Source organism: Acidiphilium sp. JA12-A1 (genome assembly GCF_000724705.2).
Classification (GTDB): Bacteria; Pseudomonadota; Alphaproteobacteria; order Acetobacterales; family Acetobacteraceae; genus Acidiphilium; species Acidiphilium multivorum.
On sequence record NZ_JFHO01000038.1, the window covers coordinates 1 to 12,144 of the forward strand.

10 protein-coding genes are annotated in these 12,144 nt (G+C 71.2%); 5 read left to right on the top strand and 5 right to left on the bottom strand.

Annotation, left to right across the window (positions count from 1 at the left end):
- The 5 genes from RT91_RS22875 to rfbD form a co-directional block, all read left to right on the top strand.
- Positions 1-3,079, top strand: a 3,079-nt coding sequence (locus tag RT91_RS22875) for a glycoside hydrolase family 99-like domain-containing protein (protein ID WP_035186478.1), incomplete at its 5' end; no start/stop codon positions are given.
- A gap of 322 nt (positions 3,080-3,401) precedes the next feature.
- A complete protein-coding gene (gene rfbB, locus RT91_RS07310; RefSeq protein WP_240314226.1) occupies positions 3,402-4,472 on the top strand; it encodes a dTDP-glucose 4,6-dehydratase in 1,071 nt (356 codons plus the stop codon).
- Positions 4,469-5,350 (top strand): glucose-1-phosphate thymidylyltransferase RfbA, encoded by an 882-nt coding sequence (rfbA, locus tag RT91_RS07315; protein WP_035186480.1) that lies wholly within the window; start codon positions 4,469-4,471, stop codon positions 5,348-5,350. Before rfbB ends, rfbA begins: the two co-directional genes overlap by 4 nt.
- Positions 5,347-5,901 carry a dTDP-4-dehydrorhamnose 3,5-epimerase gene (gene rfbC, locus RT91_RS07320; RefSeq protein WP_007424379.1) on the top strand — a complete coding sequence of 185 codons (555 nt, stop codon included), beginning with the start codon at positions 5,347-5,349 and terminating at the stop codon, positions 5,899-5,901. Before rfbA ends, rfbC begins: the two co-directional genes overlap by 4 nt.
- Position 5,902: 1 nt before the next feature.
- Positions 5,903-6,808 (top strand): dTDP-4-dehydrorhamnose reductase, encoded by a 906-nt coding sequence (rfbD, locus tag RT91_RS07325; RefSeq protein WP_035186481.1) that lies wholly within the window; start codon positions 5,903-5,905, stop codon positions 6,806-6,808.
- A 215-nt stretch (positions 6,809-7,023) separates the two neighbouring features.
- Here rfbD and RT91_RS07330 read toward each other — a convergent pair whose 3' ends face one another.
- The 5 genes from RT91_RS07330 to RT91_RS07350 form a co-directional block, all read right to left on the bottom strand.
- Positions 7,024-7,440 (bottom strand): DUF190 domain-containing protein, encoded by a 417-nt coding sequence (locus tag RT91_RS07330; protein WP_007421508.1) that lies wholly within the window; start codon positions 7,438-7,440, stop codon positions 7,024-7,026.
- A gap of 30 nt (positions 7,441-7,470) precedes the next feature.
- On the bottom strand, positions 7,471-7,818 hold the full coding sequence (locus RT91_RS07335) for a DUF190 domain-containing protein (protein WP_035186483.1): 348 nt from the start codon (positions 7,816-7,818) through the stop codon (positions 7,471-7,473).
- 121 nt (positions 7,819-7,939) lie between these two features.
- Positions 7,940-9,916 (bottom strand): proton-conducting transporter membrane subunit, encoded by a 1,977-nt coding sequence (locus RT91_RS07340; protein ID WP_035186485.1) that lies wholly within the window; start codon positions 9,914-9,916, stop codon positions 7,940-7,942.
- Positions 9,906-10,700: a 4Fe-4S binding protein gene (locus RT91_RS07345; RefSeq protein WP_035186487.1), complete on the bottom strand. Its 795-nt coding sequence runs from the start codon at positions 10,698-10,700 to the stop codon at positions 9,906-9,908. The genes RT91_RS07340 and RT91_RS07345 overlap by 11 nt, the downstream gene beginning before the upstream one ends.
- Before the next feature lie 13 nt (positions 10,701-10,713).
- Positions 10,714-12,144: a nickel-dependent hydrogenase large subunit gene (locus RT91_RS07350; RefSeq protein WP_035186488.1), complete on the bottom strand. Its 1,431-nt coding sequence runs from the start codon at positions 12,142-12,144 to the stop codon at positions 10,714-10,716.

Here is a 12,144-nt window from a genome sequence, read left to right on the forward strand (position 1 = left end):
CGCCACGCGCCCCGCCCCCGCCTTCGAGCCGCGCCAGCCCCTGCCGCCCGGCGCGCCCCGCCTCGCCACCGTGCTCGCCTATTACCTGCCGCAATTCCACCGCATCCCCGAGAACGACGCCTGGTGGGGCACCGGCTTCACCGAATGGACCAACCTCGTCCGCGCCACCCCGCGCTTCGCCGGCCACTACCAGCCCCGCGCCCCGCGCGATCTCGGCTTCTACTCGCTCGACGATCCCGCGGTGATGCCCCGCCAGATCGCGATGGCGAAGGAGGCCGGGCTCGGCGGCTTCGTCTTCTATTACTACTGGTTCAACCGCCGCCGCCTGCTGGAGCGGCCGGTCGAGCGCTTCCTCGCCGATCCCGCGCTCGACATGCCCTTCTGCCTGATGTGGGCGAACGAGAACTGGACCCGGCGGTGGGACGGGCTGGAACGCGAGATCCTCCTCGCCCAGGACTACCGGCCGGAGGACGACGCCGCGCTGGTCGACGACTTCGCCCGCCATTTCGCCGATCCGCGCTACATCCGGCTCGACGGCCGGCCGCTGCTGATGATCTACCGCGCCGCCCTGATCCCCGACCCGCCCGCGACCATCGCCCGCTGGCGCCGCCTCTTCGCCGAGCGCCACGGCGAAACCCCGCTGCTCTTCATGGCCCAGAGCTTCCACGACTACGACCCCCGCCGCCACGGGCTCGACGGCGCGGTGGAATTCCCGCCGCACAAGCTGGTGGTCGGCGCCCCCAAGCTCGACACCGCGCTCGACCTGTTCGACCCCGCGTTCTCGGCCGATGTCTACCGCTATGACGACATCGTCGCCGCCTCCCTCGCCGACCCCGACCCCGCCTATCCGCTGATCCGCACCGCCGTCCCCGGCTGGGACAACGACCCGCGGCGCGAGGGGGCCGGCGTCGTGCTGCACGAGGCGACGCCCGCCGCCTACCAGGCCTGGCTCGCGGCGCTGATCGAGCGCGCCCGCCGCGCCCCGGTCCATGGCGAGCCGATCGTCTGCATCAACGCCTGGAACGAATGGGCCGAGGGCGCCTATCTCGAACCCGACCTGCATTTCGGCGCCGCCTTCCTCAACGCCACCGCCCGCGCCATCACCGGCCGCGCCGATGCGGCGGACGCGCAGAACCTCCTCCTCGTCGGGCACGACGCCCTGCCCCACGGCGCGCAGATGCTGCTGCTCCACCTCGCCCGCACCCTGCGCCGCCAGCATGGCATCGTGCCGCGCATCCTGCTGCTCGGCGGCGGCGATCTGGTCCCCGACTACGAGGCCGAGGGCATCGTCGACCTCGCCCCCAACGAACCCGCGCTGCAGCACCATGTCGCGACCTACCGCGCCCAGGGCATCACCGCGGCGATCGTCAACAGCCTCGCCTCGGCGCGGGCCTGCGCGCCGCTCGCCGAGGCCGGGCTGCGCAGCATCCTGCTGGTCCATGAAATGCCCCGCCTCGTCGAGGAGCGCGCCCTGCGCGGCGTCGCCCGCCAGGGGATGCGCGCCGCCGCCGCCACCGTGTTTTCATCGGCCCATGTGCGCGACGCGCTGTGCGCCGCGCTCGAGGCCACGCCCGCCGCCCATGTCATCCCGCAGGGGAACTACCAGGGCGTGCGCTTCGATGCCGCCGCCCGCCGCCGCTTCCGCGCCCGGCTCGGCCTCGCGGAGGATGCCTTCGCCGTGCTCGGCGTCGGCTTCGGCGACCTGCGCAAGGGGTTCGACCTCTTCCTCCAGGCCTTCCGCCTGCTCGCCGCCGCCCGGCCGGACATCCATTTCGTCTGGCTCGGCGAGACCCATCTCTGGATCCGCGACTATCTCGGCGCCGAGATCGAGGCCGCCCGCGCCACCGGCCGCTTCCACCTGCTGCCCTTCGACGAGGATGTCGCCCCCGCCTATTGCGGCGCCGATCTCTACGCCCTCACCTCGCGCGAGGACCCGCTGCCCACCACGGTGATCGAGGCGATGGCCGCCGGCCTGCCCGCCATCGCCTTCGCCGGCTCCGGCGGCATCCCCGACCTGCTGCGCGAGACCGGCGCGGGCGAGAGCGTGCCCGCCGGCGACGTCGCCGCCTTCGCCGCCGCGATCGCCGCCAGGCTCGACCATGAAGCACTCGCCGCCGCCCGCCCCCGCATCGCCGCCGAGGCCGCAACCCGCTTCGATTTCGCCGCCTATGCCCGCCGCCTGCTCGCCCTCGCCAGCCCCGGGCTGATCGGCGTCTCCTGCTTCGTCACCAACTACAATTACGAGCGTCACCTGCCCCGCCGCCTCGCCGGCATTTTCGGCCAGACCTACCCGCTCGAGGAGGTGACGCTGCTCGACGACGCCTCGACCGACGGTTCGGTGGCGGTGGCCAGGGAAGCCGCCGCCGGCTGGCGGCGCAGCCTCGCGGTGCGCCGCGCCCGGCGCAACAGCGGCTCGCCCTTCGGCCAGTGGCGCCGCGCCGCCGAGTCCGCGCGCGGCGACTTCGTCTGGATCGCCGAGGCCGATGACGACACCACCCCCCGCTTCGTCGCCCGCCTCGCCGCCGCCCTCGCCGCGGCGCCCGGCGCGGTGATGGCGATCGCCGATTCCCGCGCGGTGGACGACGAGGGCCGCACCCTGATGCCGGACTACCGGCGCTATTATGCCGAATCCGGCGCCGCCGACCTCGCGACGACGATGACCCTCGATGCGCGCGACTTCGCCACCCGCTTCCTCGCCACCCGCAACCTCATCCTCAATGTCAGCGCCGTGCTGTTCCGGCGCGACGCGCTGCGCGCGAGCCTCGCCCGCCTCGGCGACGAGCTGGCCACCTTCCGCCTCGCCGGCGACTGGCGGCTCTATATCGACCTGCTCGCCCATGCCGCCGGCCCGGTCGTCTGGGTCGCCGAGCCGCTGAACGTCCACCGCCGGCACGAGGGCGGGGCGACCGCCTCGCTCGACGGGCGGACCCATCTCGCCGAGATCGCCCGGGTGCAGGCGATCGCCGCCGACACCCTCGGCCTCGACGATGCCGCCCGCGCCGCCCAGCGCGCCTGGCGCGACGACCTCGCCGCCCGGCTCGGCCTGTCTCACGCCCCGCGCACCCGTAAAAAGATCTGAGCCGAACTCGGCGAACGTCTTTATTTTCCAATCGATTCTTCGTTCGTGAAATTTTATCAGGAAAATACTATCTAACATCATTTATATTGTTAGTTCTAGTTTCTAATAAAAAACTCACCGTTTACGAAAAACCCTGTAAATACCTATGAAATAAATCTGTTTTGATACCGATTCATGAGATGATTCCGGCTATCAAAGCTGTTATATTACTTTGGCGTTAGGGGCCGCATCCGTCCCCGTCGCATCACGACACGATTCCGACGTTCCGCATTTGCAAACATCTTGCGCGAAGCAGATTTCCTGATCCGCTCTTTTTGAGATTATGCCTGATCCAACCTTGCGATTTCTGATCACCGGGGGCTGCGGCTTCATTGGTTCTGCGGTTGTCCGTCGGCTTGTGGCGAGCACACCGCACGAGGTCGTCACCGTCGACAAGATGACCTACGCCGCCTCGGAGGACGCGCTGGGCGCTGCGCTGGGGCATCCGCGCCATCGCCTGATCCGCGCCGACATCGCCGATGCAGCGGCGATGCGCGCCGTCTTCGAGGCGCACCGGCCCGACATCGTCATGCATCTCGCCGCCGAATCCCATGTCGACCGCTCGATCGACGGGCCGCGCGATTTCATCGACACCAACATCACCGGCACCTTCGTCCTGCTCGAGGCCGCCCGCGCCTGGTTCGCCACCCTGGACGAGCCCGCCCGCCGCCGCTTCCGCTTCCACCACATCTCCACCGACGAGGTGTTCGGCGCCCTCGAACAAGGCGATCCCCCCTTCACCGAAACCACCCCCTACGACCCCCGCAGCCCCTACGCCGCCAGCAAGGCCGCCTCGGACCATCTCGTCCGCGCCTGGCGGCACACCTACGGCCTGCCCGCCATCGTCTCCAACACCACCAACAATTACGGCCCCTGGCAGTTCCCCGAGAAACTCATCCCGCTGGTGCTCATCAACGCCCTCGAGGGCCGCCCCCTGCCCGTCTATGGCGACGGCTCCAACCTGCGCGACTGGCTCTTCGTCGAGGATCACGCCGAGGCGCTCCTCGCCATCGCCCTCACCGGCACGCCCGGCGAGACCTACGCCATCGGCGCCCGCCAGCCCCGCTCCAATCTCGACGTCGTCCGCGCCATCTGCCGCCTGCTCGATGCCCGCCGCCCCGATCCCGCCGGCCCGCGCGAGCGGCTGATCACCTTCGTCGCCGACCGCCCCGGCCACGATTTCCGCTACGAGATCGACCCCGCCCGCAGCGAGGCCGCCCTCGCCTGGCGCGCCGCCCACGATTTCGAGGCCGGACTCGCCCGCACCGTCGACTGGTATCTCGCCAACGAGCCCTGGTGGCGCGCCATCCGCGCCCGCCGCTATGCCGGCCAGCGCCTCGGTACCGCCGCATGATCCGCAAGGGCATCATCCTCGCCGGCGGCTCCGGCACCCGCCTGCACCCCTCCACCCTCGCCGCCTCGAAGCAGCTCCTCCCCGTCTACGACAAGCCGATGGTCTACTATCCGCTGTCGACCCTGCTGCTCGCCGGCATCCGCGACCTGCTGCTGATCTCCACCCCGCAGGACCTGCCCCAGTTCCGCCGCCTGCTCGGCGACGGCGGCCAATACGGCATCAGCATCGGCTATGCCGCCCAGCCCTCGCCCGACGGCCTCGCCCAGGCCTTCCTGATCGGCGCGGACTGGCTCGCCGGCGAGGCCTGCGCCCTCGCCCTCGGCGACAACCTCATCCACGCCGATCATCTCTCGCTCGCGCTGCGCCAGGCCGCCGGCCGGGAGGCCGGCGCCACCGTCTTCGCCTACCAGGTGCGCGATCCCGAGCGCTACGGCGTCGTCACCTTCGACAGCGCCGGCCGCGCCATCGACATCGTCGAGAAACCCGCCGCCCCCGCCTCCAGCTGGGCGGTCACCGGCCTCTATTTCTACGACCGCCGGGTCACCGAATTCGCCCGCCGCATCCGACCCTCCGCCCGCGGCGAGCTCGAGATCACCGATCTCAACCGCCTCTATCTCGACGACGGCTCCCTCGCCGTCGAGCGCCTCGGCCGCGGCACCGCCTGGCTCGACGCCGGAACCCCCGACTCCCTGCTCCAGGCCGCAACCTTCGTGCAGACCATCCAGGCCCGCCAGGGGCAGCTCGTCGGCTGCCCCGAGGAAGTCGCCTTCCGCATGGGCTTCATCGACGCCGACACCCTGCGCCGCCACGCCGCCCGCCTCGGCAAGACCGAGCTCGGCCGCGTCCTGCGCGAACTCGCCGACGGAGAGGCCGCATGATCGAGCCGCTCGACCTGCCCGGCGTCATGCTCATCACCCCGCCCCGCTTCGCCGATTCCCGCGGCTGGTTCAGCGAAACCTGGAACCAGGCAAGGCTCGCCGCCCTCGGCTTCACCGAAACCTTCGTGCAGGACAACCACTCCTCCTCCACCCGCCCCGGAACCATCCGCGGCCTGCACTGCCAGCTCGCCCCCTTCGCCCAGGGCAAGCTCGTCCGCTGCATCCGCGGCGCGATCTGGGACGTCGCCGTCGACATCCGCCACGGCTCGCCCAGCTTCGGCCGCCACGCCGCCGCCGAGCTCTCCGCCGCCAACGGGCGCCAGCTCTGGATCCCGCCCGGCTTCCTGCACGGCTTCTGCACCACCGAGCCCGATACCGAGGTCGTCTACAAGGTCACCGCCCCCTACGACAAAGCCTCCGAACGCGGCGTCATCTGGAACGATCCCGATCTCGCCCTGCCCTGGCCCGTCCCCGCCGGCACCGCCCTCCTCTCCGACAAGGACAATCTCCTGCCCCGCCTGGCCGAGGCCGAACCCTGGTTCAGGCTCTGACATGCCGCCCCGCCCGATCCTGATCACCGGGGCGAGCGGCCAGCTCGGCCACGCCCTCGCCGCCCGCGCGCCCGCCGCCGGGCTCCCCGCCCGCGCCATCGGCCGCCCCGGCTTCGACTTCGACGCCCCGGAAACGATCGCCAGGGCCCTCGCCGCCGCCGATCCCGCCCTCGTCGTCAACGCCGCCGCCTGGACCGCCGTCGACGCCGCCGAGACCAGCGCCGACGCCGCCTTCCGCGCCAACCGCGACGGCCCCGCAACCCTCGCCACCCTCTGCCGCAGCCGCGGCATCCCCCTCATCCACGTCTCGACCGACTATGTCTTCGACGGCACCAAGGGCGCGCCCTACACCGAAACCGACCCGATCGCCCCGCTCGGCGTCTACGGCCACAGCAAGGCCGCCGGCGAGGAAGCCATCCTCGCCGCCGGCGCCGACGCCATCATCCTCCGCACCGCCTGGGTCTTCTCCGCCACCGGCAAGAACTTCGCCCGCACCATGATCGCCGCCGCCCGCCGCCTGCCGGCGCTGCGCGTCGTCGCCGACCAGCGCGGCACCCCCACCGCCGCCGAGGACCTCGCCGACGCCATCCTCGCCATCGCCGTTCGCATCCTCGCCGAAGGCTGGCAGCCCGGCTTCGCCGGCATCTTCCACGCCACCAGCGCCGGCGACACCTCATGGCACGGCTTCGCCACCGAAATCCTCGCCCTCGCCGCTCGCCACGGCACACCACACCCCGACATCATCCCCATCGCCACCGCAGACTGGCCCACCCCAGCCCGCCGACCCGCCGACTCCCGCCTCGACACCACAAAACTCAGCCAAACCTTCGCCCTCGCCCTCCCACACTGGAAAGACGCCACCGCCCGCATCGTCCCCGCAATCCTCGCGCAGGACGAAACACCGTGATCACCATCCTCGACAGACCGTATTGTTCGGCGCGGCGCGACTCTCGGAATGCCCGCCGGCACCGAAATTCCGTGCCGTCATTCACGCGTTTCAGCCCGTGCGCCGGCAACTGACATTCCATCCGCGGGCGCGCGTAGGCTGCCTCCGCGATACCGGCAGAAAGGATCGCGCGGCCCTGATCCTGCGTTGCGGGCGCGGGCGCGAGACGCCGGAGGTCAGTTCAGCCCGACCCGCGCCTGTGCCGCCGGCGGGGGAGAGGCCGGGAAGAACTGCTGGCGGACACGTTCAAGCCAGCCCGGCCTGTGGCGCCCGTATTGCAGGACGCGCGCGCGTTCGATGGTGACCAGGCCGCTCTGCATCATCGAATCCAGAACCGGCAGGAAGGCCTCGATCCTGTCGGTGGCATCGACAATCTCGATGATGACGGGATGATCGTCGGAGAACGGCAGAAGATGCCCCTCATGCAGGCGCCCCGTATGGCCGAAGCCGAGCGGGCCGCGCAGCACGGTGGCGCCGGCAAGCCCGTGATCCCGCGCCGCGTGAACGATCGCGATGAACAGCGGCGTCCCGCCATGGCGGTCGGCCGAGCTGGTATAGATCCGCAGCAGTGAAGCCTCGTGTGGAACATCCATCGCCGTGTCCTCCTCGCTTTCTCGTCCGCCTCAGGCCGGGGCCGGCGAACCGGGAACGATCTTCCGCATCTTGAGTGCCTCCAGCGTGACCACGCCCGACGGAATCATCGGCTCGATCAGCGGCAGGAACGCCTCGATCCGGTCCGGCCGGTCGATGATCTCGACGACGATGGGCTGATGCGCCCCGGCATCAACGTTGATGCCCGTCCTGATTCCGCGCGAGCCGCCAAAGCCCATCGGGGCCGGCAGCGCCGTGCCGCCGGCCAGCCCGGCCCGCATCGCCGCCTCGAGGATCGCGCGATAGAGCGGCAGGCCGCCGGCCATGTCGTCCTCGCCCAGGAAAACCCTGAGCAGCAGGGCATCTTCCATGATGCGCATCGAGGTCCTCCTCGGCGTTCGGGTCGAACCGGCCCGGACAACGACGCTACACCGAGACTAGCGCCGATCCGCCGGCCCTGTCAGCAAGAAATGACATCCTCCCGATCGTGCGAGCCGCCGGTCAGAACAGGGCGACAACGAGAATGGCGACGAGCAACAGGCCGATGATGCCGAGATAGAGATTGAGGGAGCCGGACTGCAAAACCCGGCCCCGCCGGGCGAGGCCATGCACCAGCCGCACCACCGGGCCGAACAGGGCGGGGCCGAAGATCGGGGCAACATCGTGCTCGAAACGCAGATGCTTCACGAAATACGGCGACAGGCTGGTTTCCACGCCGGTTTCCGCGCGCGGACGATAGACGAAGCTGTAGAACGTCCTGAGCGAATTCGAGAAGGTCAGGGCCGTGGTCGCATTTCGCCGGTCGAGGCGCGGCGAGCCGCCATACCAGACGGGAACGCGCCGCGCGGGCCGGCGTCTGCACAGCAGGATCGCCGCCGCCGGCACCAGGGCCAGCAGCGGCATCACGATGACCAGCTTCGACGGCGAGATGAAGGCGAAGCCGGCGCTCAGCGGCACCAGGATCCATCCATCGGTCATGTGCGCCGCGGCGTCGATGGCGTCGTGCGCGGGCCAGACGCGGGCAAGCGCGCCGAGCCAGACCGGCATGCCCACGGCCAGCGCGAGCACGGCCAGGCCGAGCGCGCCGACCGCGGATTGATGCCGCGCGGGAAGCCGCGCGCCGCCGTCTGCCGCGCGCCCCTGCAGGCCGACGCCGAACAGCTTGACGAAGGTGGCGAAGGCGATCGCCGCCGTCAGCGCAAGCCCCGCGCCGGTCAGCACGAGCGTGAGGCGCTCCGCCAATCCCGGCAGGTGGAACCCCTGGAACACGGTCTGGAACATGAACCATTCCGAGACGAACCCGGCCTGGGGCGGCATCGCCGCCAGGCTCATCGCGGCGAACAGCGCCCCCATGCCGAACAGGGGCGTGTTCGCGCGCAGCACGCCGTCCTGCCGGATGGCGTAGCCGCCGGTGGCGGCGAACACGCCATCCGCGGCGAGAAACAGCGCGCCCTTGGCGAGCGCATGGGCGGCGAGATGCAGCAGCGCGACCGTGAACGCCAGCCCGGCGAACAGCGGCAGGTGCCCCGCCTCGAACAGCAGCGAAGCGCCGAGTGCGGTCACCGCCACCGACGCGTTCTCCGCCGAGGAGAAGGCGAGCAGCGCCCGCCAGTCCTCCTGCTGGAAGGCGTAGAGCGTGGTGAGGATCGCGCTGATCACGCCGATGGCGCACAGCGCGATGCCGAACCCCTCGTCCACCCCGCCCGGCAGCCAGACCAGCAGGCCTCGCGCCAGGCCGAAGAACGCCGCGTTGAGCACGACGCCGGACAGCACCGCCCCGGTCGCGCCCGAGCCCGCCCCATAAGCGCCCGGAAACCATTCGTAGAACGGCAGCAGCCCGAGCTTGGCGCCGAACCCGACGAGCAGGAGCCCGCCGGCGATCGCCGGACCATAGAGCGCCGCCCCGCGCCAGGCCCCGGCGAACCCCGCGAAGCCCAGGGAGCCGGACGCAGTCCCCAGGACCAGAACCGCCGCGAGCAGCGCCACGGCCCCCACCTCGAGCAGGCCGAGCATGAACAGCGCGCGGCTTCCCGCCCCTTCGGCCAGCCGTTCGCCAAGGATCATCGCCGCGCCGCCCAGGCTCATGACCTCCCAGGCGACGAGGAATGCGGCTCCCTGCGTCACCCCGAAAACGCCGAGCGCGCCGATCAGGCTCATCGACAGTCCGAACAGCCAGAACCGCCCGCCCCGCCCCGGCGAGCCGAGCCAGGCCGCCAGCATCGCCGGCGCCAGCCCGAAGCCGAACAGCCAGAGCGCGGCCGGGGAGAGCGTGAAGCCGGAGCCTTCGTCGGCGATGCGGAAGACGGGCAGTGCCACCGGCGGACTGGCCCCCGGCAGCGTCAGGATCGCGGCGATCATGCCGGCCAGGCAGCCCAGCCCGGCCAGCCCGCGGCCGAGCACGACCCCCCTGCCCGCCAGCGCGATGAGGCCGGCGACCAGCCAGAACAGGGTGGCGAGGCCGATCAGGTCATTCGCCATCGATCCGTCCTCCGCGCACGCGTTGCGCCCGGCGCCCGAGGAACATCAGCAGCGCCTCGATGATCGCCGCCGGATTGGGCGGGCACCCCGGCAGGTACAGGTCGACCGGCAGCGCCTCCTCGAGGCCGGACAGGCACGGCCCGCCCGGCGCGATGCCGCCGGATACCGCGCAGGTGCCGCTGGCCATGACCCAGCGCGGCGCCGGCATCGCCTCCCAGGTGCGGCGCAGCGGCTCCAGCATCGCCCGGGTGACCGGGCCGGTCACCAGCAGCAGATCGGCGAAGCGCGGCGAGGGTGTGAAGAAGATGCCCAGACGGTGCAGGTTGTAGAACGGGTTGTTCAGGGCCTGCAGCTCGGATTCGCAGCCATTGCAGGAGCCGGCATCGACATGCCGCACATGCAGGCTGCGCCGGAAGCCGCGCCCCGGACCATCCGCCGCGGCCAGCGCCGCCATGCCGGCGGCTTCGATGCCGGTCCTGAGATCGTCGCGCGTCCGCGCGCCGAACGCCCAGTCCCCGCTCTCGGCCAGCGCGCCGGTCGGGCAGGTTTCGACGCAACGCTGGCAGACGACGCAGCGCCCGTAATCGAGCGCGATCCGCGCGCCGGCGAGACCGATCGCCCCGGTCGGGCAGGATGCCGCGCATACCTCGCATCCCGCCTCGCAGCGCCCAGGGTCGAGCCGCGGCATCCCGACCACGCCATCCTGGCCGTCCGGCCCCGGCCTCAGCGGCCACGACGTGGTCGCGGATCCCTCAAGCAGGCCGATCAGCGTCCAGAGTGCCATCCGCACCTCCCCCTCATCGCGCGCATCCGGCGATGGTCAGGCCGAAACTCGCCTCGTTGATCGCGTAGTCCATCATGTTCGTGCCGTGCACGGTGTAGGGAAACACCCGCCAGTTGGAGAAGGAGGGCGACTTGATCTTGACCCGCGCGAGCCGCCCGTCGGGCCCGACATGCACGGCATAGATCAGCGTGCCGCGCGGCGATTCCGCCCAGCCCATTGCCTCGGCGCCGGCGGCCGGCGCGCAGGCGACCCGGATTGCGCCGCCGGGCGTCAGCGCGATGGCGCGCTCGATCATCAGCAGCGCATTCTCGATCTCGGCGATCCGCACGCGAGCACGGGCGTGGGCATCGCCGTCGGTCCCGGTGGCGACGGCGAGGGCGAGGTCGGGATCGTCGTAGGCGGCATAGGCATGGTCGCGCCGCAGGTCGCGGTCGAGGCCGGAGGCACGGGCAACCGGCCCGGTCGCGCCCTGGTCGAACGCCACCTCGCGGGGCAGCACGCCGGTCGTCGCCAGCCGGTCGAAATGGCTTTCCGAGGCGTCCAGCCGCGCGATGTAGCGGCGGATCGGCGCGCGCAGGGCATCGAGCGCCCCGGCAAGACCCTCGACGCGCAGCTCCCGCCGCAGCCCGCCCGGCGCGATCACGCCGCGCAGGAACCGGCTGCCCGTCATCCGGGCGCCGATCTGCTTGACCCGCTCGGCAAGCAGCGCGCCTTCGGCATGGGCCACCTTCAGCGTCGTCGTATCGGCAAGATGGCCGAGATAATGAAGATGATTGTAAAGCCGCTCGAGCTCGGCGACGATCACCCGCTGGTAGCGCGCGCGGCCGGGAACGGCCACCTGCGCGGCGGCCTCCACCGCCTGCGCATAGGCAAGGGCATGCGCCACGCTGCCGACCCCCGAAACGCGCTCGGCCAGCACGAGCCCGGTCTCCGGCGTCTGGTCGACGAAGCGGTCTTCCATGCCGCGATGCTTGAGGAACAGATGCGGCACGTAATGCAGGATCGCCTCGCCGACATAGAAGAAGCTGAACTCGGCCGATTCGACCACGCCGGCCCGCACCGGCCCGAACGGCAGCACCTGCACGGCATCGCCGGACAGCCCCGGCAGCCGGCGCAGATCCGCCTCCTCATCGGCTCGCAGCGGCGCGATCAGCGAAAACGGTTCCGGCTGCCCGCAGAAGGCGATGCCGCGATGATCGGCCGTCTCCCGCTCATACCATCCCAGCAGCGGCCAGATCGTGGCGATGCTCGGCACCGTTCCCCCGGCCGGAACGCTCCAGACCTCGAAGCCGGCGATCCCCGGGCGCGACGACACGTAGCGCAGCGTCTGCCGCCCGTCAGCCTCCGGGGCCGCATAGACCATGATCATCCGGCCCCCCGCAGCGCGCAGCGCGCCGGCCGCGGCCTCGAGGGACGAGGGGTCCATGCCGCGCCTCGACGGCAT